Raw genomic sequence first — 22,421 nt, 5'->3', positions numbered from 1 at the left:
ACACGCTGCATTCCCCATATCGCGGGGGAATGAGGGAATTTACGAAGTTGGACGGAATTAAGCTGTGGATTGCCGAATTTCAACGAAATTCGGCATCGTAAGAAAATGTACCAGCGCTCACAGCCCCATCAGTTCCAGAACCCGGCACTGGTAACGCTCGGTCACAGCAGCCACATCCAGATCAGGATTGCGCACGCCGCGTGTCATCAGGCCGTCGAACATTGCGCAGAGGGTGTCGACACAGTCTTCGAGCTCCTCGCGCGGACGACCCAGCCCGACCTCACACATCATCGACATGAAGCTGGCACGCAGGCGCTGGTCGGCAGCGCGCACCAGCTCGGCGATGCGCGGATTGCGCGCGGCTTCGGCGACGATCTCCAGCTTCAACGCGGCTTCACCGGCATCGAGCGCACTCAGCACGCTCTCGCGCACACAGGCGCACACCGTTGCAGAAAGGTCGCCGGAACTGCGCATGCGATCGTGAAAATCAAGAATGCGCGCCACATCCTGTTCGACGATGGCGGCAATGATGTCTTCCTTGTTGCGGAAGTAGTGATAGATGTGGCCGGGACTCATGCCCGCCGCCTGGCAGATGCGCGCAATGCTTGCACCATGAAAACCATGCTCGCGGAAACAGGCCTGGGCGGCACTCAGGATCTGCGCACGCCGCGCTTCGGCGCGCGGGCTGGAAAGAGCTTCAACAGTGGTTTGCGCTGCGGTCATGCGGGGAATCCGTACTTGCGATGCAGTGCAGCATAACATAGAATGAGCGCTCAAACTAGAACAAACATTCTAAATTTCCCGCCTATCCGGACCCCTCCGAGACCCCACATGCCCTCCCTTCCCCAAACCCGCGGCACCCGGCTGCTTGCCATCGCAGCAGCCACCGTTTTCCTCCTCTCCGCCTGCGGCCAGAGCGACAACGCCAGCCAGCAAGGCCCGCAAGCACCCAAGGTCAGCGTGATCGAAGTGCAAGGCGAAGCCGCTGCCGTCTCCACCGAACTGCCCGGTCGCACCACCCCCTACCAGGTCGCCGAGATTCGCCCGCAGGTTGGCGGCATCGTGCAGGAGCGGCTGTTCACCGAAGGCGCCGAAGTGGCTGCCGGTGACTTGCTGTACCGCATCGATCCGGCCACCTACGAGGCCGCGCTCGAGAGCGCCCGCGCCGCGCTCGCCCGCGCAGAAGCCAATGCCGAGGCGGCCCGCGTGAAGGCCGAGCGCTATCAGGAGCTGGTCAAGATCAAGGCGGTCAGCACCCAGGCCTATGACGACGCTGTGGCGGCGAACAAGCAGGCGCAAGCCGAGATCGCGTCGGCCCGCGCCACCGTGTCCGTCGCGCGTATCGATCTGGAACGCACGCAGGTGAAGGCGCCGATTGCCGGACGCATCGGCCGCTCCAGTGTCACCGCTGGCGCTCTGGTCACGGCCAATCAGGAGAACGCGCTGTCGACCGTGCAGAAACTTGATCCGATTTACGTCGATCTGACGCAATCGGGCACGGAACTCCTGCAAATGCGGCGCGCCATCGAACAAGGCCGCATTCGCAGCAACAGCGCAGGTGAGACGCCGGTACGGGTGATCTTTGAGGACGGCACGGAGTATGCGCAGGAAGGTCGTCTGGCTTTCTCGGAAGTCACCGTCGACCCGGGCACCGGCAGCGTGACCTTGCGCGCCGTGTTGCCGAACCCCGAGCAGCGCTTGCTGCCCGGCATGTATGTGCGTGCCCGCATCGACCAGGGTGTGAACGAAAACGCCATCCGGCTGCCGCATGCTGCGGTGCAGCGTGACCCGCGCGGCAACGCTACGGCGATGGTGGTGAAGGATGACGACACGATCGAATCACGCATGCTGACCGTGGCCCGCGCCACCGGCGAGCACTGGATCGTGACCTCGGGTCTCCAGCCCGGCGAACGCGTCGTCGTCGAAGGTCTGCAGCGCATCCGGCCGGGTGCCAAGGTGAGCGTCGTCAGCGCCGCCGAAGCGCGCTGAGGACACCGCCATGGCAAAGTTCTTCATCGACCGGCCCATCTTCGCGTGGGTCATCGCGATCGTCATCATGCTGGCCGGGGCGCTGTCCATCCTGAGCCTGCCGGTGTCGCAGTACCCGGCCATCGCGCCGCCGGCGATCGCCATCAACACGACCTATCCGGGCGCCTCGGCCAAGGCGGTAGAAGACTCCGTCACCCAGGTCATCGAACAGAAGATGACCGGCCTCGACGGCCTGCTGTACTTCAACTCGTCGAGTGATTCCTTCGGCCGCTCCACCATCACGCTGACCTTCAGCGCGGACACCAATCCGGACATCGCCCAGGTGCAGGTGCAGAACAAGCTGCAGCTTGCCTTGCCGCTGCTGCCGCAGGCCGTGCAGCAACAGGGCGTGCAGGTCGCCAAGTCGGCCCGCAACTTCCTGATGGTGATCGGCTTCGTCACGCCGGACGGGTCGCTGTCGAATTTCGACCTGACCGACTTCCTGGTGTCGAGCGTGCAGGATCCGCTGTCGCGCGTCACCGGCGTCGGCGAGGTGGTGATCTTCGGTTCGCAGTACGCGATGCGGATCTGGCTGGACCCGACCAAACTCAACAATTACCGGCTCACCCCGAGCGACGTGAAACGCGCCGTCGAAGCGCAGAACACCCAGGTTTCGGCCGGCCAGCTTGGCGGCACGCCGGCCCTGCCGGGTCAGGGTTTCACGGCCTCGATCACGGCACAGAGCCGTTTGCAGACGGTAGAACAGTTTGAGGACATCCTGCTGCGCACGGCGGCCTCGGGCGGCGAAGTTCGCCTCAGGGACGTCGCGCGCATCGAGATCGGTGCCGAAAACTACGACACCATTGCCCGTTTCAACGGCCAGCCTGCTGCCGGTATCGGCGTACGTCTGGCCGCCGGCGCCAATGCGCTGGAAACCGCGAATGCCATCCGCGCCAAGCTGGAGGAAATGAAACGCTTCTACCCGACCGGTGTAGAAGCGGTGATCCCCTACGACACGACGCCTTTCGTGCGCATCTCGATCCAGAAGGTCGTGATGACCATGCTCGAAGCCGTGGCGCTGGTCTTCCTCGTGATGTTCGTGTTCCTGCAGAACATCCGCGCCACGCTGATCCCGACCTTTGCCATTCCGGTGGTGCTGCTCGGCACATTCGGCCTGATGGCGGCCTTCGGTTTCTCGATCAACATGCTCACCATGTTCGGCATGGTGTTGGCCATCGGCTTGCTGGTGGACGACGCCATCGTGGTGGTGGAGAACGTCGAACGCATCATGACCGAGGAGGGCCTGCCACCCAAGGAGGCCACCAAGAAGTCGATGGGCCAGATCACCGGCGCCCTGATCGGCATCGGTCTGGTGCTGTCCGCGGTGTTCGTGCCGATGGCCTTCTTCGGCGGTTCCACTGGCGTCATCTACCGGCAGTTCTCGATCACCATCGTGTCGGCCATGGCGCTGTCGGTGCTGGTTGCCATCGTGTTCACTCCCGCGCTGTGCGCCACCATGCTCAAGCAGGTGCCCAAGGGCCACAACGCCGGTGAAGGCAGCTGGTTCCGCGGTTTCTTCGGCTGGTTCAACCGCAGCTTCGAGCGCAACCAGAAGCGCTATGAATCGTCGGTGGGCTACATCCTGCATCGCTCGGCGCGCTTCCTCGCGATCTATCTGGCGATTGTCGCGGTGCTCGGCCTGCTGTTCCTGCGCATGCCGACCTCCTTCCTCCCGGATGAAGACCAGGGCGTGATGTTCACGCAGGTCTCGCTGCCGGCCGGCGCCACGCAGGAACGCACGTTGGAAGTCCTGAAGAAGGTCGAGAAGCACTTCCTCGAAGACGAGAAGGAGAACGTGCGGGCGCTGTTCACGGTGGCCGGCTTCAGCTTCGGCGGTCGCGGTCAGCACGTCGGTATCGGCTTCGTGAACATGCATCCGTGGGATCAGCGCACCGGCGAAGGGCAGAACGTGCGCGACGTCGCCGGCCGCGCAATGGGCGCCTTCTCGCAGATCCGCGAGGCCATGGTGTTCGCCTTCGTGCCGCCGGCGGTGCTTGAACTCGGCACCTCGGGCGGCTTCAACGTCCAGTTGCAGGACCGCTCCGGGCTTGGCCACGAGGCGCTGATCGAGGCACGCAACCAGTTCCTCGGCATGGCCGGGCAGGACCCGCGCCTGGTCGGCGTGCGCCCGAACGGGCAGGAAGACACGCCCGAGTACCGCATCGAGATCGACCACGCCCGCGCCGGTGCGCTGGGCGTGTCGGTGGCCGACATCAACGACACGTTGTCCACCGCCTGGGGCGGCAGCTACGTAAACGACTTCATCGACCGCGGTCGTATCAAGAAGGTCTACGTGCAGGGCGATGCGCCGTCGCGCATGCTGCCGGAAGATCTGTCGAAGTGGTACGTGCGCAATGCCTCCGGCGAGATGGTGCCGGTGTCCGCCTTTGCCACCGCCGAATGGACCTACGGCCCGCCGCGTCTGGAGCGCTTCAACGGTCAGCCCGCAGTCGAGCTGCTCGGTCAGGCCGCACCGGGGCTGTCGTCGGGTGATGCCATGCAGGCCGTCGAGGAAATCATGGCCAAACTGCCACCGGGCTTCGGCTACGAGTGGAGCGGCACGTCGTACGAAGAGCGCCGTTCCGGTTCGCAGGCGCCCGCGCTGTATGCGTTGTCGGTGCTGGTGGTGTTCCTGTGTCTGGCCGCACTGTACGAGAGCTGGTCGATTCCGTTCGCGGTGATGATGGTGATCCCGCTGGGCGTGCTCGGGGCCATCCTGGCGGCACTGGGTCGCGGCATGTCCAACGACGTGTTCTTCCAGGTCGGCCTGCTCGCCATCATCGGTCTTTCGGCCAAGAACGCCATCCTCATCGTCGAGTTCGCCAAGGCGCAGATGGAAGAGGGCAAGGACATGATCGAGGCCACGCTGATTGCCGTGCGGCAGCGACTGCGTCCGATCATCATGACCTCGCTGGCTTTCGGCCTCGGCGTGGTGCCGCTCACCATCGCCACCGGCGCGGGCTCCGGCGCGCAGAACGCCATCGGCACCGGTGTGCTGGGCGGCACGCTGTCGGCCACCCTGCTCGGCATATTCTTCATTCCGCTGTTCTACGTCGTGATCCTGCGCATCTTCGGACGCAAGAAGCAGGACAAAACCGCCGTGGCGCAGGAGACCCACACCTCATGAAAACCCCCGCACTCTCCCTGCTGACCGTGCTGGTTCTGTCCGGCTGCATGAACCTCGCGCCGGACTACGAGCGTCCCGCAGCCCCGGTGCCTACCGGCTGGGGCCAGCCCACTCAAGCGGACGGTGTTGCCGCCGACCAGCTCGAATGGCGCCAGTTCTTCACCGAGCCGCGCCTGCACGCACTGATCGAACAGGCACTGGCCAACAACCGCGACCTGCGCATGGCCTCGCTTGCCATCGAGCGAGCCCGCGCGCAGTACCGCATCCGTGGTGCCGACCGCTTCCCGACGCTGGACGTCGGCGCCGGACAGAGCGCCCAGCGCATCTCGGCCGACGTGTCGCAGACCGGCGAATCCACCGTCAGCCGGCAGTACTCGGCCGACATCGGTTTCACCGGCTTCGAACTGGATTTCTTCGGCCGCGTGCGCAACCTCAGCCAGAGCGCGCTGGAGCAATTCCTCGCCACCACCGAGGCACGCCGCGCCGCGCAGATCAGTCTGGTGGCCGAAGTCGCCGGCACCTGGCTATCGCTCGCGGCCGACCGCGAACTGCTCTCAATCGCACGTGAAACCCTGCGCGCGCAAAACGAATCGTATGAACTGACCAAACGCAGCGAAGAGCTGGGCGTGGCCTCCGCGCTGGAGCTCAACCAGGTCCGCACCAGCCTGGAACGTGCCCGCGCCGATGCCGCGCGCTACGAGGCGCTGGTCGCTCAGGGGCGCAACGCGCTGATGCTGGTGGTCGGCGGTGATGTGCGCGAAGACCTGCTGCCCGACGGCCTGACCGGCCGCGTCACACTGCCCGACCTGCCGGCAGGCGTGCCGTCGATGGTACTGGTGCGCCGCCCCGACATCCTCGAAGCCGAGTACCGCCTGCTCGCGGCCAACGCCAACATCGGTGCGGCGCGCGCGGCGCTGTTCCCGCGCATCTCGCTCACCGCCTCGGCCGGCACCGCCAGCACCTCGCTGTCGGGCCTGTTCGAGTCCGGCACGCGCACCTGGGCCTTCATGCCGATGATCTCCATCCCGATCTTCAGCGCCGGCCGGCTGTCGGCCGAGGTGGACGTCAGCCGCGTCGACCGCGAGATCGCCGTGGCCACCTACGAGAAAGCCATCCAGACCGCCTTCCGTGAAGTCGCCGACGTACTGGCCCAACGCGCCACGCTCAACCAGCGCCTCGACGCCCAACGCGCGCTGCTTGACGCCACCTCCGAGAGCTTCCGCCTGTCGGACGCTCGTTATAAAGGCGGCGTCGATTCCTACCTCGGTGTGCTGGACGCGCAGCGCCAGCTCTATGCTGCACAGCAGGAACTGGTCAGCGTTCAGCTCGCGGATGCAACGAGTCTGGTGACGCTGTACAAGGTGCTGGGGGGCGGCTGGAAGTAAGGTCCGCATCGCATTGCAGCGCTTCATGCCTTCGTCCTGGCTACCGATAGAATGACGGCATGAAGCTACTCAAGCGATATCGCGCGCGCAAATACGTCGAACGGCTTTTTCTGGAGAAGCTGGGCTATCCGCTCAATCTGCGAAATCCGAAAACGTATTGCGAAAAGATCCAATGGCTCAAATTCCGTCATATCGGGCGGGATCCGCAGACCGTGGTGAGGGCAGACAAGTACGCAGTGCGCGACTTCGTTGCGCAACTCGGCTTCGCAGACACCCTCATCCCGCTGCACGGCTGTTGGGCGTCACCCCATCAGATCGACTGGGACAGCCTGCCGCAGAACTTTGTACTCAAGCTCAACAATGGCTCGGGGCCACGTTACCGCTGGTTCGTGAAGAACAAATCGGCCTTCCCGGTGGCCGACTTCGAACACGAAGCACAGCGCCTGATGTCACGCAGGTACGGCGAGCGGCTCGGTGAATTCCACTACGGCAAGATGCCCTCACGCATTCTTGCAGAGCGTTATCTGGTGGACTCCGAGGGGCACCTCAAAGACTACAAGTTCTACTGTTTTCACGGCAGGGTCGCCTTCCTGTCGGTTGAAACGGGCAAGATCGACGGGGTGGCGACTCGGGCCTATTTCAATCCCGACTGGACGCCCAGCCACGTCGCGTTCCACCATGATTTACCGCAACCTGATACGCCATTCGCCCCGCCGCCGAACTTCAGCCGCATGCTGCATATGGCGGAACAGTTCAGTCGCGGTTTCCCGCATCTGCGCGTCGACCTCTACAACGTCGACGGCAAGGTGTATTTCGGCGAACTGACGTACGCACCGGAAAGCGGCCTAACCCCTTGGAGTCCCGTCTCCCTGGACATCGAATTCGGCAAGCTGATGGACATCCATGACATCAACCACTGACACGCCCGCCCGCTCGGGCGACAACGAAGCCTGGAACGGGCTCCATGTCGACGACCGCGACGAGCAGTTCAAGACACTGCGGGCCAGCCGCCCCTTCGTCCAGGGCGAACGCCTGATCGATCTGGCGCAGGCCGAGCTAAGGGAAACACCGGACTTCGCCACCATCGATCTGCACGACGGTCACGTGCTGCACCCGGTCGCCCGCTACATCAACCACAGCTGCGCGCCGAGCGCGCGCATCGACCTCGCCGGCCGTGCTGTGGTGGCGCTGCGCGACATCCTCTCGGGGGAAGAAATCACCTTCGACTACCTGAGCAGCGAGCGGCAGATCGTTTCGCCGTTCGATTGCTCCTGCGGTGCGCCCCACTGCATGGGGCGGATCGAATAGCCACGACAGGCCGGCACGGCACACCGTGGTGTAGCCGATAACGCCGAACAAGCCGGAGTGCTCCCGGAGGACACGTCCGCACAATCCAGCCCGCCATCGCTTGTTTGGCGCGGTCGCTTACAACCGCGCAAGATCCAGATATTTGCGGTCGCCGAACCACGCGCCATCAAGCTTCCGCTCCAGCTCACTCACCGCATCCACATCACCTCGCTGACGCGCCACCTGCTGCAGCCCGAACAGCGCCCAGCCGTTGTTTGGCGTGCGCTGCAGGCTTTGCTCAAAGGCAGCGCGTGCGGCGTCAATTTCCCCCAGACGCAGCAACGCGGCGCCGAGTGACTGGCGCACGGGGTAATACCAATAAGGCGGCTCCATGTAGGCGAGCCGGTCCTGGATGGCAATGGCTTGTCGGTAGGCGGCAACGGCTTCGCGCAAGTTTCCGCTGGCGTCGGCAAGTCGCCCTGTGGCAACGAGTCGGGCGGTTTGCACCACCTCGCGGCCGGGTACGCCGCTGGCAGCAAGCGGGGCAAAATCGGCGGTGGCTTCAAGGGCGGCAAGCGCAGCGATCTCACGCGCTGCGGCGTCGGTGTTGCCGGCTGCGCTGTGTGCGACCGCTCGGGCGTAGTGCCACATGGCCTTGAGCAGCACGAACTCATCTCCCGGATCCGGGAGCCCGAGGATGGTTTCCGGCGTGCTGAATTGCGCGTGGGTGACGTAGGGGCTGGCCTTGACCGGTTGCAGCCCGGCGGCAACGCGGACCACGTTCGGGTCGATGGCGGCATCGAGTTTGGCGGCGGTTTCCAGCGCGCTTGCCGCATCACCCCCCATCTGCGCGGAGGCCATCAGGAAGTGCAGGTTGTGCGGGTAATAGCCATTGCGATAGAAGGGGTCGCTGGCCGAGCGGGCGAAATAGCGCTCGTCCGCGGCAACCGCGTCGATATTGGCTTCCAGCGATTCACGGTACAGACCCACGCGATAGTAGATGTGCGCGGGCATATGCACGATGTGGCCGGCGCCGGGCATCAGCGCGGCCAAACGGCGGGCATGCGGCAAGGCGCGCTCGGGTGCGGTGGAGGCCTCTACGGCGTGGATGTAGAGATGAATAGCCCCCGGATGATCAGGCGTGCGCGCCAGAACCCGCTCCAGGGCCGCCAGCATGTCGGCGGCACGGCCTTTTGGCCGCGCGCCGTCGGCCTCCCAGTAGTCCCATGGCGAGAGGTCCATCAGCGCCTCCGCGTACAGGGTCTGGATGGTGTCGTCGTCAGGAAAACGTGCGGCGACCTCCGCCATGGCATCCGCCCAGGCCAGGTCGAGCGCTGCGCGATCTGCGGCCGGATCAGCGCTGTAGCGCCTGGCCAGTGCGGCGATCAGCGCCTGCTCGCGCTCACTCGCCTTGCCGGCGAGCTCACCGGCTCGCTGCGCCGCAGCGTGGGCCGGTGCAATGGCCTCGGAAACCATCGGCGCGTTGATGTTGGGCCCGAGCACCAGCGCCTCGCCCCAGAAACACATCGCACAGTCCGGGTCGAAACCCTGGGCGGCTACAAAGGCCCGCGCAGCCTCGGCGTGATTGAACGCAAAGGCCAGCCGCATGCCCTGATCGAAATAGGCCTGCGCCTCGGCCGACCGTGTCGTGACCGGGAAACGCAGATCGCCCAGGTCCGTAAACAGCGGCGGCACACCCGCGGCGGATTCCCCGGCCGGAATCACGTCCACGTTGAAGGGCTGTGTCCCGCTGCGGGCGAGCAGCAGCGGGGACTGCGCCGGGGAGCGGCACACGTCGAGCATTGCCGGTGGCAAAGGATTCTCGGCGCGCAATGACCGCGGCTCAGGAACGGCCAGAACGACCAGACCGCATACGGCAAGAGCATGGGAAAGGCGTCGCGGGCGCATGGCGCATCCTCGTGCATGGGAAAGGAAACCCAGATGATCCGCTTCTTATAGGACCCGCGAACGGCGGAATCGATGTTGGCGGCACTCAGTTCTGCCACAGAACGGGATCAGTTCTTACAAAGCAACCTTCTCAGCAGCATCCACGTCCCATACGCTAACGTTTGGTTAAGGGGCGGGCTTTAGCTCGTCCCAGTGAGCGTAGCGAACGGTTTGAACCAGTTGTTACATGCGCTGATCTGGTGATTTGTACCAGCCATCAATGGCAGCTTGAATCTGAGCCTTGATATGGGATTCAGTTGGTGGCGCGGTATCTCTAAAAGGAGTTAGGTTCAATGCAGCTCCATCCTCCAGGGCAATTGAGCTCATTTTATGCAACCTCTCCTCGCATGGGTCGCTTATGTACGACCAGCGCTCACGGTACAGCTCGCTAACTTTAAAGTCGATTGTTATTGAACAGCTATGGGCAAAGATTTTCCTCTGTTTTTCCCAAAAGTCAGAGTTCTTGAGTTCCGCCACTTCACGTGATGACCAACCTTCTTTTCTCTCTCTAGCCTTGAAGTGATAGTCGACGCACCCCTCAACCATTGAGTCGCCTAGTGCAAGCGCGCGAGTAAACTCAGCTTGCCAGGATTCAAAATTAGGTTCTGGACACTGCAAGATCTGAGCGCTTCTTTGGATACCTTTTCTATATTCATCTATTAGTCGTAGCTGGACATTTCTATATATTTTACTTGAGGCTGAATTTGCTTGAGTTGTTAGCTCTTCAAGTTTTTTATCTACAAATGCAATGGGCTGAACGAATGTGTCATGTAGTTTTTCTGCTACTGCTTGCGATGCGTCACGCTCAAAAATATTGAACGTGTCGCGACTTTTATTAATAAGAAAGATCGACTCTATCGGTATAGGAGTTTTCCCTAGCAAGGTGAGTCGCTGCTGTTCATAAAGTTGACTCTCAGCCTCACGCAACGCCTTGGCAGTATCTGCAAGTTGCTCTCTAGAGGTTTGCTCTTTATTTGCTAAGCTCTCTAGTGCTTTCTCCGCTTGTTCCTTTTCGTATTTAATACTATTTAATCTATCTTCTAGCCCTTCGCTCTCTTTAGCCAGCTTTGATAAGTTAATTTTGCTCTCTTCAATATCTCGAGCATAGCTGTCCAGCTTTTCTTGCCAACTCGACTTTTCAATTTCCAAGCGTGCTAAATCTTCAGTTAGCTTCTCTTTTTGAAATACGGGCAATACAGTATAAAAATACCCCCATATGACAATCGCTAGCATAGCTACTTGTGAGCAATTAGCTGCTATGGCGCTATATTTTGTAGCGCATGATGGGGGTGGTTCGTTTGTTTTTTTGGATTTCTGGAGGGCATTGATAAGAAGGTCTTCAAGGTTGTCTTTTGAGGCTGTTGCTTTCCCTTTCCGAGTTCTTCTTTTAAACGCCATTGTTTTTCTCATAATCAGTTCTGAGACGCTGCTTTGCGCGGCAGCCTATGTAACGTTTGGTTAAGGGGCTGGCTTTAGCCAGTCCCAGTGAGCGCAGCGAGCGATTTGAACCACTAGTTAGGCTCTTCGGGCTTATTAAAGCTAAAGTCTCGCAAAATATCTTTATCCATATCACATATGTCGCTGATGAACTCTTCAAGATGAGTCATTGTTTCTTCGATTTCTAGTTTGCTGGGATGCAAATATATGTACTTGCTAATATTTTGGGGTGTCAGCTCTTTCGTTTTTGGATGCACAAGTGCATTTCTTTGGTCAAAGATTTTTCTGACTGATTTGATAGGGTGATCTGAAATCAGGGCTGCTTTTTCAAAGCACAGTAAATATATTAGGGAAAGCTTCTCGGTGATTCCTGTTCTTTCCAGGAGGCTTTTGAAAACATCCTCTCCCAGTCGTATTGTGCCGTAGTGATTAATAAACCCTTCTATAGCCATGCAGGCGTATAGGTGTGCTGAGGTTGCAGCGCGGTGAGCTTGAGCGTGAATATGGTCTGTTTTATGGCGTATGTAGCCCTCTAAATATTCATCCTCAACTTCTGGGCTGTTTTTTAGGGTATCTTCCTCGGCATGCAATTTACTGATTGATTCTTTGTATTCATAAAAGCATTGCCATGCACATTCGTAGTGAAATGAATATGAACTATTCCAAGCGCCATCACGGCGGAAATTATAAATTGCAGAGTTGGTCATCTTGCGAATTTACCTAACTTTGTTTTAGGGCGACAGCCCTGCTGCATAACATTGTCACTGCTCCATAACATTGAGCATCGACCTGCACCGCAATGCGCTTGAAGCCTGGGTTTTCATGAAAATTCTTTACGAACCAAGCTGCATAACAACTCGTGAAACCCGGCACTGCGCCGATACCGTCGCCGCGTTCAGGCGCGACACAGAACCGACTGCATAGGCGCATACGCCATTCGAATTTGAGCATACGAATAGAATGCGCATATGTCGAGCAGCTTATCGCTGCGCGCCACTCAACTGCGGCGGCCAATCCACCATTTCAAGTGATCGCAGTATCGAGGGGCTGCGTGGTTGTTCGCGGCTGGAGCCGCTCCCACAGTGGCGAGGAGGTGCGGGCTCAGTTCTGCCCGGTGAGCTGCGCATACAGCATGGGCAGCCGCGCGGTAAGGTCTTCCGGCCGGCGCAGTACGGTGTAGCCGTTCGGGCCGAAGAGGTGCGGCAGGTAGTTGGAGCCTTCTCGGTCGATGGTAATGCAGAAGGGCTTGATGCGCTTGCGGCGGGCTTCGATGACGGCCATGCGGGTGTCTTCGATGCCGTAGCGTTCTTCGTAGTAGTCGATGTCGTGCGGCTTGCCGTCGGTGAGGATGAGCAGCACGCGCAAGCTGGTGTCCTGGCGTTCGAGGATGCGGGTGGCGTGGCGCAGGGCGGGACCAATGCGGGTGTAGAAGCCGGGTTTGAGGCCGGCGACGCGGCCGCGGGCGGTATCGTCCCACGGGGTGTTGAATTCCTTGAGGCGGTGGAAACGCACCTGGGCGCGGGTTTGAGACGAGAAGCCGTACAGGCCGAAGCGGTCACCGGTGGCGGTAAGCGCCTCGGCAAAGAGCATGAGGCTGTCGCGGATGACGTCGATGACGCATTGGGAAGCCGATACACGCGCCTCGGTGGACAGCGACAGGTCGGCCAGCACCATGCAGGAGAGGTCGCGCTCGCGGTTGCGCTGGGCGATGTAGAGGTTCTGCTCGCGGTCATGGCCGCCGGCGATGCGGTCGGCGTGCAGGCGCACGTAGGCGTCGAGATCGGGCTCGATGCCATCGGGCTGGCCACGGATCCACTGGCGCTGCGGCACCAGCGCGGCGAACTGGTGGCGCAGGCGCATGGCGTGCTTGCGCAGGCGTTCGGGCAGGGCTTCGCCGCCGGATGTGCGGCCGAGCAGTTCCTGCACCATGCAGTGGCCCGGCAGCAGGATGCGCTTGCGGTAATCCCATTCGTCAGCGGGAATGCCGTCACCAAGCGGCAGATCTTCATGCGGCTGGTCGGAGGTCTCCACATCGAAACGCACGCGGGCATTTGCGCTGGTGCCCTCGGCGCCGGCGGTCGGCGGGGCGGTGGGTTCGTCCTCGTTCTTGCGGCTGTCGCCTGCAACGCGGATGAACTCGGCCATGGCGGCGGCCTTGTCGAGCTTCACCGTATGCGTGATGTTGGCCGCCTTGCGTTTGCGGTCCTCGCGCGCGGCATCATCCTCGTCGCGCAGACGGATGGTGGCGCGTGCACCGCCCGATGCGCGGCGCGGCGGGGGCTGCAGGTGCAGACGGGTGGAATCGTCCAGCGCGGCCACAAGGCGCGCATGGCGCTGCGCAAACCCGGGGTATCGGGCCAGCACGGTATCGACGGCGGCAAGGTTGGCAGCGGGCCAGTCTTCGAGCTTCTCGGGCTCGTCGAAGTTGGCCGCGAGCGCGACGAACCACAGGTAGAGCTCGCGGTTGAGCGTGGCGTCTTTACAGGCGTCGAGCCATTGCGGCAGGCACAGCACGTCGCCGTCCCGCCAGGCGCCGAGTTCTGCACGGCCCGCGGCAACGCGCAGGATCGGGTCCTGGCCCAATGCGCGAAACAGCGTGGCGGTGGTGCGCTCGATGTCGCGCAGCATGACTGCGCTGGGGGAGAAGTCGGTGCTCACCCGAACCTCAGCCGAAGACCGAGCGGATCACTTCCAGCAGCGCGGCGGCGACATCTTCGTCGTCGGTGAGCGCTTCGATCAGCACCGCGCTGCAGGCTTCGACCGGGTCCATGCCGTCGTGGATGAGACGGGCGGCGTAGACCAGCAGGCGGGTCGAGGCGACTTCTTCGAGGTCAACGTTCTTCAGCACACGGATCTGACGGCCGATGTCGACCAGCTTCGCCGCAACTTCAGCGCTGCAGCCGGTTTCACCGGTCAGGATGGTGCGCTCGGCCTCTGCCGACGGAAAATCAAAGCGCAGACTGACAAAACGCTGGCGCGTGGAAGGCTTCATGCCCTTCAGGAAGTTCTGGTAGCCGGGGTTGTAAGACACCACCAGCATGAAGCTGGGCGGCGCCGCCAGCATTTCACCCGTGCGGTCGATGGGCAGCACGCGGCGGTCGTCGGCCAGCGGGTGCAGCACCACGGTGGTGTCCTTGCGCGCTTCGACCACTTCGTCGAGGTAGCAGATGCCACCTTCGCGCACCGCGCGGGTGAGCGGGCCGTCGTTCCAGTAGGTCTCGCCCTCTCCGATGAGGTGACGGCCGACCAGGTCGGCGGCGGTGAGGTCGTCATGGCAGGCGACGGTGTACAGCGGCAGCCCCAGGCGGGCGGCCATGTGCACGACAAAGCGCGTCTTGCCGACACCGGTGGGCCCTTTGATGAGCAGCGGCAGGTGGTTGCGCCAGGCGCGTTCGAACAGGTCGATCTCGTTGCCGACGGGCTCGTAATAGGGAAGGTCGGTGGGTTCGTTGGACATCGGGTCGGGGCTTCCTGCAGAGGGTCTCGGGCACGCACGACAGCCCGGCGAAATGCCGAGTATGCCGCAAAAAGGCAGGGATTTTCAGCCCGAACCGGGCGTTCGACGTTGTGTTGCACTGCGCCTGACGGCATCATTGCCGGTCACCACACTCAGGCCCAGAAAACGCATGAACTACGTCAACCGGATGCTTCAACCCGGCGAGGAAATCGTCTTTCGCACACGCCTGCACCCGATGATCTTCATCAAGCCGTTGATCGTGGCCGTGATCGTGGGCTTTCTGGCCTTCACCCTGCCCAAGGAACATCTGCCCTACGTCGGCATCCTTATCATCGGTGTGCTCATCCCCTATACCGCGCTGATCGCGCTGTCGCTGATGCTCGGCGACATCGCGGTGACCAATCGCCGCGTGCTGCTGCGCATGGGCGCCTTGCGCGGCCAGATGAGCGAAGTGCTGCTGCACAAGATTCGCGCGGTGTCTCCCGACAGTCGTTCGGTCACGCTGGAAATCGCCGGCGGCATGATCCGATCGGTGTCTTTCATCCGCGACCCCGAGGGGCTTGCCCAGGCCATCGAGCGGGCGCGCAAGCGGCTGCAGGCCGACGGACGCTAGGCCAAGGCCCGCATTCGGTGCGCACCGCCCTGCGGCGGTGCATCATTCTTTGGCCGTGATCCGCTCCTGCAGCGGATTGCGTGCATTTCAGGCGTTTTCGCGAGCGCTCCGATCTGGCACGCAAGATGCATGGTGGACCTGACCCTTTTCACAGGAGTCTGCGACCATGATCGGCACCCATCTGCACGAAAGCCTGGGCTGCATTCCGGGTGTGCGCGCTTTTGCGCACTGTGACCCCCAGGGCGGGGTGGTTCTGCGCGGCGGCGAAGCTGTTTCGTCGCTCGACGGCGCATTACCGAAAATTCTCCATCTGGCATCAGAGCTCGGTCACGAACTTGGCCTCGGCACGCTGCGCGAGGCTGAACTGCACGGCCAACTGCACGCACTGTGCCTGCCCTGCGAGGACGGCGCAGTGATGGTCGAGACCGGATCGCGCACCGCACTGTCGGACGTATCGCAGCGCCTGCACGCCTTGCAGGCCTGAGTACGAACGTGGATGTCGGCAAACTCTTCGACAACGTGACTGCGCTTGCGGGCGTGGAAGGCGCGTGGCTGCTTGATGCAGACGGCGTCGCACACGTTCATCGTCAGCCGCCGGGGCTGACGCACAACCCGCTGGAGAACTCACGCGCCCACATTCGTGCGCTGTATGCCGCCCTCGACAGCAGCCCCGGGGGGGCGGACGACTGCGTACTGCGTTACGAAGAACGCTGCCTGATGCTGCGCCGCGCGGGCCCCTACGTATTGGCTGTGCTGATGCACGACGCTTCCAGCCTGGTGGCGGTGCGCATGGTCACCAATCTGCTGGTACGCAATCTCACGCCCGAAGCGGTTGGCGCGCTCAAGCCGCTGCCCGAGTCTGCTGCGCCGGAACCGCCCCCTAAAGTCGAAGACAACCCGGCACTTGCACCCGCCAAGGGTGTGCGCATGTATCGCGGCCAACCCTACTGAACGTCCGCTTCCAGCGCGCCGGCACCCTTCAGGATGTTCCAGGTGGCCTGCGGATCGCTTTCCTTGCGCTCGCTGTAGCGATCGGTGAGAAAGTCCTTCTCGTCGCGCAACAGCGTGGTGAATTTGTAGAGCTCTTCCATCACGTCGATGATGCGGTCGCGATAGGCAGATTCCTTCATCCGGCCATCGTCCTCGAACTGCTCCCAGGCCTTGGCCACGGAGGACTGGTTGGGGATGGTGAACATGCGCATCCAGCGGCCGAGCACGCGCAGGCTGTTGACCGCGTTGAACGACTGCGAGCCGCCGGAAACCTGCATCACGGCCAGCGTCTTGCCCTGCGTCGGGCGCACCGAGCCGGTGTTGAGCGGAATCCAGTCGATCTGCATCTTCATCAAGCCGCTGAGGTTGCCGTGGATCTCCGGGCTGGACCACACCATGCCCTCGCTCCACTCGACCAGTTCGCGCAACTCGGCAACTTTCGGATGACTCGCGTCCACGCTGTGCGGCAGCGGAAGACCCTGCGGGTGAAAGAAGCGCACTTCGGCGCCCATCGCGGCAAGATGTCGCGCGGCTTCTTCGGCCGCCAGCCGGCTGAAAGAACGCTCGCGCAGCGAGCCATACAGAAACAGGATGCGCGGCGGATGAGTGGACTTCACGTGCATTCTCCAGGGGAATTGTCGCTGCAGCCGGCAAAGCCCTGGCAGCAGTCTTCGGTCAGATAGGCCAGCAACGCACGCGTGCCGTCCCAGTCGATGGCGTGGAATACATGGCGGCCGTCACGCCAGGTGCGCAACAGGCGACCCTGCTGCAACTGGTCGAGATGACGCGACAGTGTGGACACCGGCACCTCCAGCCGCGCCGCCAGCTCGCTGACACCGAGCCCCTGCGGGCCAGCGCGCACCAGCAGGCGGAAAGCTTCGAGACGGGTACCCTGCCCGAGGGCATTGAGCGCGGTGAGGATGTGTTCGGACATGGCTTAACCTCTAATTTGCGCAACTATGCAAACAAAGTCGAATGCCGTCAAGTCGGCACCGGGTTTGCATGCCCGGCACGGTCCGCAAGACAATGTGCGCTTCGACGGCCAAGGAAGAAGCACATGAAGACCATCACGCTGCCCTCGGGCAGGACCGTTCCCGCGCTCGGCCAGGGCACCTGGAAGATGGGCGAGATTCCGTCACTACGCGATGAGGAAATCGCCGCACTCCAGCTCGGCATGGATCTGGGCATGACCTTGATCGACACCGCCGAAATGTACGGCGACGGCGAATCCGAAGAACTGATTTGCGAGGCCATCGGCCACCGCCGCAACGAGGCCTACTACGTCAGCAAGGTCTACCCCTTCAACGCCAGCCGTCGCGGCGTGATCGCCGCGTGCGAGCAGAGTCTGCAGCGCCTGGGCACCGACCGCATCGACCTGTATCTGCTGCACTGGCCCGGCTCGGTGCCGCTCGACGAGACTTTCGAGGCGTTTCAGGCGCTGAAGGCAGCCGGCAAGATCCTCGACTACGGCGTTTCCAACTTCGACACGCGCGGTATGCAGCGTTGTTACGCCGCAAACGGTGGCGACCAGCTTGCCACCAACCAGATCCTCTACAACCTGGTGCGCCGCGGTGCGGAATGGGATCTGCTGCCCTGGCAACGCCAGCACGGCATGCCGGTGATGGCCTACTCGCCGATCGAGCATTCGCCCAACGAGCAATTCGGCTTTCTCGACGACCCCACGCTGGAATCGGTGGCCCATCGCTACAAGGCCACGCCGGCGCAGATCGCCATCGCCTGGCTGCTGCACCAGCAGGACGTGATCGTGATCCCCAAGGCCGGTCGGGTCGAGCATGTACGTGAGAACGCGGCCGCGGCGGAGATCGAACTGAACTCGCAGGATCTCTCCGAACTCGACGAGGCCTTCCCGCCGCCGTTCGGCCCGACGCCGCTCGACATGCGCTGAGGATCACATGAAACCGCATCTCTCGATGGTGACGCTGGGCGTGCGCGACCTGCCGCGCGCCGTACGTTTTTACGAGCTCGGCCTGGGTCTGCCCAAGCTCGATTTCGACAGCGATTCGGTCGCCTTTTTCACGCTGGCCGGCGCCTGGCTGGGCCTGTTCGGACGCGACGACCTGGCCAAGGATGCCGGCGTATCGGCAGAGGGCAGCGGCTTTTCCGGCGTCGCGCTGGCGCACAACGTCGGTTCGCGTGAGGACGTCGACGCCACGCTGGCACAGGCCGTGGCCGCCGGCGCCACGCTGGTCAAAGCGGGGCAGGACGTGTTCTGGGGGGGCTATTCGGGCTACTTCACCGACCTCGACGGCCACCTGTGGGAGGTTGCCTGGAACCCGTTCATGCAGGTCGGCCCCGCGGCCTGACGCACACCCGCTCAGCTACGCGGGCGGTAATGCACGTGATGGGCGGAATGAGGGTGGGCGTGGTCACTTCCATGGCCCTCGGGTGAGCGTTGCACGTCTGCGCTGATCAGGTTGAGCTGGCCGTGGCGCACACCGGGTTCGGCGGTCAGGCGTTCGGCAAAACCGCGCACCGCAGCCACCGGGCCGCGCAGCATCACGCACTCGATACAGTGATCGTGGTCGAGAGGCACATGCATGGACGACACGGTGAGGTCGTGGTGATCGTGCTGCAACGTGGCCAGCCGCTCGGACAGCGAACGCTCGTGATGGTTGTAGAGGTAGCTCAGCGATGCCACGCACTGGCCTTCGCGCTCGTTGCGGACACGCGAGGCTTCCAGCTCGCGCCGTACGAGGTCGCGCACGGCCTCGGAACGGTTGCGATAACCACGCTCGGCAATAAGCGCGTCGAAATCGTCGGCGAGGGTCTGGTCCAGCGAGATGGTGAAACGTTCGATCACGCGGCGGGCTCCGGCGGCGGGCTGTGCCGCGAGCTTAGCATGAGGCTCGGCGCCGACGCCGCAGCCACAGCGCACCCCACACCAGGCCCACCAGCAGGAACGCACCGAAGGCGATACGCCCCATGCTTTGCTGTTGCAGCGCATGCGTGTGGCCGGCTTCAATGAGCGCGCGCTGCTGCGCCGTTGCGGGCGTATCGGGCCGCAGCAGCACGGCAGCACGGTGCCCTTCATCGTCTTCGGCGAGCACATGCAAAGCCCGCTCAGTTTGGGTCTGGAGGCGGAACCGGCCGTGGGCGTCGGCTGTGCCGCGCGCCACCGGCGTTTCCGCTTCGTCGAAGACCGTCACGACGACGCCCGCCGCCGGGCTGAGGTCGGCATACAGCGCCTCACCCACCACCTCGTTCCCGTCGGTCTGGGCGATCAGTTGCAAGGCATGCGACATGGCCTGTGGCGCAGGCAGCGCCAACATCACCAACAACAGAACGCCAAGCAGTCGGTTCATCAACGGTTGGCCCAAAGATCAAGGATCAGCAGGTATTCGATGGAACGCGTGGTGTAGCGCGGGTCACCACTTACCGCGCTGCGCTGGCCGGCCCAGATGCGGTTCACTCCGCGCTCCAGCACCAGTTCGACGATGCCGTCGGCGTCGCTTTTCACGCCGGGGGACTGGCCTTCGTGCATCACCGCCACACCAGCGGCCGGCCGGCCGTCGATACGCACCTGCAGACGCAGCGCGCCACCGGGAGCGGGTGCGTGCACTCCCAGGGGGAGCAACTCGAACGGCTGATTGAAAGTCCGTGTTCCAGCCGCCCAGTCATGCACGGTCTTGCCGTACTTCACGGCATGCACCGCGCTGATGGCGCCGGGCACTTCGTTCATCGGGCGATTCACGGAACCGCTGTCTGCGCGGCTCCAGATGCCGTTGTCGAAACTCAGCAACAACACGGCCGCGGCGGGCGCAACGATGCGCACCGGCACGTCTTCGCCACGCTCGACCGGCACGGCCTTGCCGGCGGCGTCGAATGCCTCGACCACGCCGAGTTTTTCGGCCGGATAGTCCTCCACATCCTGTGGGCCGCCATGGCCACCGAACAACACGCGGTACGTGCCGTCCGCGCCCGGATCGCGTTCAAGCCAGGCGGTGTGGGCCATTGCTCCGGTTGCGGTGATCAGCAGCGAGGCTGCCAGCAGGGCACGGAAGGTTCGGGCGCAAGTCATGTGTGAATCTCCGTTCAGAAGCTGAAACTGGTGCCAAGGCGTAGCGTACGCGGCGCACCGGTCGCGTAGCCGATGGTGTTGACCGCAGTCGCGTAACGGCGATCGGTGAGGTTGTCGATGGCGGCATACAGCGTTACCGGCTGTCCGGCGACCTCAGTGGAGTGCTCAAGACGCAGATCGATCAGGGAATGACCGCCATAGCGCTGGGTGTTGGCGGCGTCGATGGCATAGCGGCCGATTTTCTGCACCACCAGAGAGGCCTTCCAGCCAAGCGCTGGATGCCAGTTGGTTTCCAGCGTGAGGGTATTGCGTGGCACCGATGTCACGCGCTTGCCGATCAGCGTCGGGTTGCCGTTGCGGGTGATCTTCGAATCGGTGTGGCTCCAGGCGAGCTGAAAGTCGAGCACATCAAGCGGCAGCCAGGTGATGCTCACCTCGGTGCCGTCGCGTCGTGTCGAACCGAAGTTTTCGTACACACCGGGCGCGACGCTGCGGATTTCATTCGAGGACTTGATGCGGTAGCGCGCGACGTCGAGCAGCAGCGACGGCACGACCTGGATGCGCGCACCGACTTCGGTCTGGCGGAAGACATTGGCGTCGAGCGTGGCCGCACCGAGCGCGTATTTGGCGAAGTTGGACGGCAGAGCGAAGCCCTCCGCTCGACTGGCGCGCAGCTCTACCCCCGGCATGATCTCGGAGCGCAGGCCGAACTTGGGCGAGAGGTGTGACTGCGTGGCCATGCGGTCGCAAGGCGCGGTGGAGGTTTCCGGCCCGTTGAGCCGGCAGTCGCCGGTGAAGCGGTCCCAACGCAATCCGAACGACGGCTGGAACCAGGGTCGCAGTGGTGCTTCAAGTTCGGCAAAGGCCGAAAGGCTTTTGAGTATCGAGTTGCGGTCGTTGACGGCCGCGGCGGTGCGGCGTCGGTTGTCGAGGTTCTCGTAGTACTCGTAGTCGGTGGATTCGCGGAAGGTTTCGATGCCCGCCACCCAGTTGATCGGCACTGCATCCCGGTGACGGCCATTCAGGCTGACGCCGGCGCCCCACACCTTGCGGTCGTAGCTTTCCTCGCGTTGGGTCATCACGTTGCTGACGGGGCGCGTGAACCAGCGGCTGAAATCCTGCTGCGTGGTGTAGGCGAAGGCCAGCACGCGCAAGCTGTCGTCGAGCGAATGCTGCAGATCAAGTCGTAGCGTGCCGAAGTGCTTTTCCGAACCGTCGTTCTGGATACCGGGCTCGACGCCATAGGGGTCGTCGTGGAAGCTCGCCTCGCTCAGATAGCCCGGATTGTCGGCGTCGGCGGTGTGCAGACGGCCGGAGACGGCGATACGCGTCTGTGCAGTGACGTCCATTGCCCAGCGCCCGGCAAGCGTCCCGCGCCAGGACTTCGACCGGTCACGAAAGCCGTCGCTGCGAAAGACCTGAGCGGCCAGGTTGAGGTGCTGGTCTTCACGCAGCTTCAGGCCAAGCGCGGCTTGTGTGTCGAAGGTGCCGTGGCTCCCGACCGAAACATCCACTTCCTGGTACTCACTACCCTTGCGGGTTTCAAGCAACACGCTGCCGGCACGGTTGAAGTTACCGAAGAGCGCCGACACGGGGCCCTTGTGCACCGACATGGAACGCAGTTCGAGCGGCACGATCACGTTCAGATCGGCATAGCCGTCGGCATGCGACATGGCCTCATTGAGCGGAATGCCGTCCACGCTGAAGGCGATGTCACCACCGTGACCACCGCCGCTGAAACCGCGCAGCACGATGTTGTCAGCGACTCCGTCCAGCCCCAGGCCACGGATGTCCAGGCCCGGGACGTCGCGATACAGGTCCTGCACACGCAACACACGTTTGGCACGGATCTCGTGGTTGCCGAGGACCTCGACGGAATACGCGCCGGCCTGTGCGTCGAGAGTCTGGCCCTTGACCTCAACCGCATCGAGCAGGGTTTCTTCGGCCGACGCAGTGACCGGAAGGGTGCAGGCAAGCACCGGAAGCAAGCGCCACAGCAGGCGCATGGACGCAGCGCAGAAGTCGCCTTGACGACCGGCAAGGCTCAAACGGGACATCATCAAACTCCATCACCGGATTGACTACAGGCAGGGTCGCCAATCCGATGAGGA

At 62.8% G+C, this 22,421-nt stretch carries 22 protein-coding genes; 10 read left to right on the top strand and 12 right to left on the bottom strand.

The window, feature by feature from the left end; genetic code table 11:
* Positions 1-117 precede the first annotated feature (117 nt).
* On the bottom strand, positions 118-723 hold the full coding sequence (locus AC6H0R_RS06040; protein ID WP_497580443.1) for a TetR/AcrR family transcriptional regulator: 606 nt from the start codon (positions 721-723) through the stop codon (positions 118-120).
* A 108-nt stretch (positions 724-831) separates the two neighbouring features.
* Here AC6H0R_RS06040 and AC6H0R_RS06035 point away from each other — a divergent pair, with 108 nt between their 5' ends.
* From AC6H0R_RS06035 to AC6H0R_RS06015, 5 genes are read left to right on the top strand one after another with little or no spacing between them, the layout of a single operon-like run.
* Positions 832-1,989 (top strand): efflux RND transporter periplasmic adaptor subunit, encoded by a 1,158-nt coding sequence (locus AC6H0R_RS06035; RefSeq protein ID WP_497580442.1) that lies wholly within the window; start codon positions 832-834, stop codon positions 1,987-1,989.
* A gap of 10 nt (positions 1,990-1,999) precedes the next feature.
* Positions 2,000-5,155 (top strand): efflux RND transporter permease subunit, encoded by a 3,156-nt coding sequence (locus AC6H0R_RS06030; RefSeq protein WP_497580441.1) that lies wholly within the window; start codon positions 2,000-2,002, stop codon positions 5,153-5,155.
* Positions 5,152-6,540 carry an efflux transporter outer membrane subunit gene (locus AC6H0R_RS06025; protein ID WP_497580440.1) on the top strand — a complete coding sequence of 463 codons (1,389 nt, stop codon included), beginning with the start codon at positions 5,152-5,154 and terminating at the stop codon, positions 6,538-6,540. The genes AC6H0R_RS06030 and AC6H0R_RS06025 overlap by 4 nt, the downstream gene beginning before the upstream one ends.
* A gap of 59 nt (positions 6,541-6,599) precedes the next feature.
* The gene (locus AC6H0R_RS06020) at positions 6,600-7,460 is read left to right on the top strand and encodes an ATP-grasp fold amidoligase family protein (protein WP_497580439.1); all 861 of its coding nucleotides are present in this window, start codon (positions 6,600-6,602) and stop codon (positions 7,458-7,460) included.
* Positions 7,444-7,848, top strand: a complete 405-nt coding sequence (locus AC6H0R_RS06015) for an SET domain-containing protein-lysine N-methyltransferase (RefSeq protein WP_497580438.1) — start codon at positions 7,444-7,446, stop codon at positions 7,846-7,848. The genes AC6H0R_RS06020 and AC6H0R_RS06015 overlap by 17 nt, the downstream gene beginning before the upstream one ends.
* A gap of 117 nt (positions 7,849-7,965) precedes the next feature.
* Here the strand turns inward: AC6H0R_RS06015 and AC6H0R_RS06010 are convergent, their stop codons facing one another.
* From AC6H0R_RS06010 to AC6H0R_RS05990, 5 genes are all read right to left on the bottom strand, one after another.
* Positions 7,966-9,735 carry a hypothetical protein gene (locus tag AC6H0R_RS06010; protein ID WP_497580437.1) on the bottom strand — a complete coding sequence of 590 codons (1,770 nt, stop codon included), beginning with the start codon at positions 9,733-9,735 and terminating at the stop codon, positions 7,966-7,968.
* A 222-nt stretch (positions 9,736-9,957) separates the two neighbouring features.
* The gene (locus AC6H0R_RS06005) at positions 9,958-11,172 is read right to left on the bottom strand and encodes a hypothetical protein (RefSeq protein WP_497580436.1); all 1,215 of its coding nucleotides are present in this window, start codon (positions 11,170-11,172) and stop codon (positions 9,958-9,960) included.
* 113 nt (positions 11,173-11,285) lie between these two features.
* Positions 11,286-11,918, bottom strand: a complete 633-nt coding sequence (locus AC6H0R_RS06000; RefSeq protein ID WP_497580435.1) for a hypothetical protein — start codon at positions 11,916-11,918, stop codon at positions 11,286-11,288.
* Between the two features lie 394 nt (positions 11,919-12,312).
* Positions 12,313-13,869 carry a nitric oxide reductase activation protein NorD gene (locus tag AC6H0R_RS05995; protein ID WP_497580434.1) on the bottom strand — a complete coding sequence of 519 codons (1,557 nt, stop codon included), beginning with the start codon at positions 13,867-13,869 and terminating at the stop codon, positions 12,313-12,315.
* 7 nt (positions 13,870-13,876) lie between these two features.
* The gene (locus tag AC6H0R_RS05990; protein ID WP_497580433.1) at positions 13,877-14,668 is read right to left on the bottom strand and encodes a CbbQ/NirQ/NorQ/GpvN family protein; all 792 of its coding nucleotides are present in this window, start codon (positions 14,666-14,668) and stop codon (positions 13,877-13,879) included.
* A 169-nt stretch (positions 14,669-14,837) separates the two neighbouring features.
* On the opposite strand from AC6H0R_RS05990, the gene AC6H0R_RS05985 reads away from it, so the two are divergent.
* The 3 genes from AC6H0R_RS05985 (at position 14,838) to AC6H0R_RS05975 (ending at position 16,232) form a co-directional block, all read left to right on the top strand.
* Complete coding sequence (locus AC6H0R_RS05985) at positions 14,838-15,281, top strand: hypothetical protein (RefSeq protein WP_497580432.1); 444 nt, start codon at positions 14,838-14,840, stop codon at positions 15,279-15,281.
* 166 nt (positions 15,282-15,447) lie between these two features.
* The gene (locus AC6H0R_RS05980) at positions 15,448-15,765 is read left to right on the top strand and encodes a hypothetical protein (RefSeq protein ID WP_497580431.1); all 318 of its coding nucleotides are present in this window, start codon (positions 15,448-15,450) and stop codon (positions 15,763-15,765) included.
* Positions 15,766-15,773: 8 nt separating this feature from the next.
* Positions 15,774-16,232, top strand: a complete 459-nt coding sequence (locus tag AC6H0R_RS05975) for a hypothetical protein (RefSeq protein ID WP_497580430.1) — start codon at positions 15,774-15,776, stop codon at positions 16,230-16,232.
* Here the strand turns inward: AC6H0R_RS05975 and arsH are convergent.
* Together arsH and AC6H0R_RS05965 are read right to left on the bottom strand one after the other, a co-directional pair.
* A complete protein-coding gene (gene arsH / locus AC6H0R_RS05970) occupies positions 16,226-16,888 on the bottom strand; it encodes an arsenical resistance protein ArsH (protein ID WP_497580429.1) in 663 nt (220 codons plus the stop codon). The genes AC6H0R_RS05975 and arsH overlap by 7 nt on opposite strands.
* Complete coding sequence (locus tag AC6H0R_RS05965; RefSeq protein WP_497580428.1) at positions 16,885-17,205, bottom strand: ArsR/SmtB family transcription factor; 321 nt, start codon at positions 17,203-17,205, stop codon at positions 16,885-16,887. Before AC6H0R_RS05965 ends, arsH begins: the two co-directional genes overlap by 4 nt.
* Before the next feature lie 123 nt (positions 17,206-17,328).
* Between AC6H0R_RS05965 and AC6H0R_RS05960 the strand changes: the two genes are divergently transcribed.
* Both AC6H0R_RS05960 and AC6H0R_RS05955 read left to right on the top strand, forming a co-directional pair.
* Positions 17,329-18,177 (top strand): aldo/keto reductase, encoded by an 849-nt coding sequence (locus AC6H0R_RS05960; protein WP_497580427.1) that lies wholly within the window; start codon positions 17,329-17,331, stop codon positions 18,175-18,177.
* Positions 18,178-18,184: 7 nt separating this feature from the next.
* Positions 18,185-18,595: a VOC family protein gene (locus tag AC6H0R_RS05955; protein ID WP_497580426.1), complete on the top strand. Its 411-nt coding sequence runs from the start codon at positions 18,185-18,187 to the stop codon at positions 18,593-18,595.
* A gap of 11 nt (positions 18,596-18,606) precedes the next feature.
* On the opposite strand, the gene nikR is transcribed toward AC6H0R_RS05955, so the two are convergent.
* The 4 genes from nikR to AC6H0R_RS05935 are packed head-to-tail and all read right to left on the bottom strand — an operon-like array spanning position 18,607 to position 22,367.
* On the bottom strand, positions 18,607-19,092 hold the full coding sequence (nikR, locus tag AC6H0R_RS05950) for a nickel-responsive transcriptional regulator NikR (protein ID WP_497580425.1): 486 nt from the start codon (positions 19,090-19,092) through the stop codon (positions 18,607-18,609).
* A 34-nt stretch (positions 19,093-19,126) separates the two neighbouring features.
* Positions 19,127-19,594 (bottom strand): hypothetical protein, encoded by a 468-nt coding sequence (locus AC6H0R_RS05945; RefSeq protein WP_497580424.1) that lies wholly within the window; start codon positions 19,592-19,594, stop codon positions 19,127-19,129.
* Positions 19,594-20,310, bottom strand: coding sequence for a DUF4198 domain-containing protein (locus AC6H0R_RS05940; protein ID WP_497580423.1), 717 nt, complete (start codon positions 20,308-20,310; stop codon positions 19,594-19,596). The genes AC6H0R_RS05945 and AC6H0R_RS05940 overlap by 1 nt, the downstream gene beginning before the upstream one ends.
* A 14-nt stretch (positions 20,311-20,324) precedes the next feature.
* On the bottom strand, positions 20,325-22,367 hold the full coding sequence (locus AC6H0R_RS05935; protein WP_497580422.1) for a TonB-dependent receptor: 2,043 nt from the start codon (positions 22,365-22,367) through the stop codon (positions 20,325-20,327).
* Positions 22,368-22,421 lie beyond the last annotated feature (54 nt).

The sequence above is a fragment of the Pseudazoarcus sp. NS36 genome (assembly GCF_059703705.1).
This window is presented reverse-complemented; position numbering and strand designations above follow the sequence as displayed.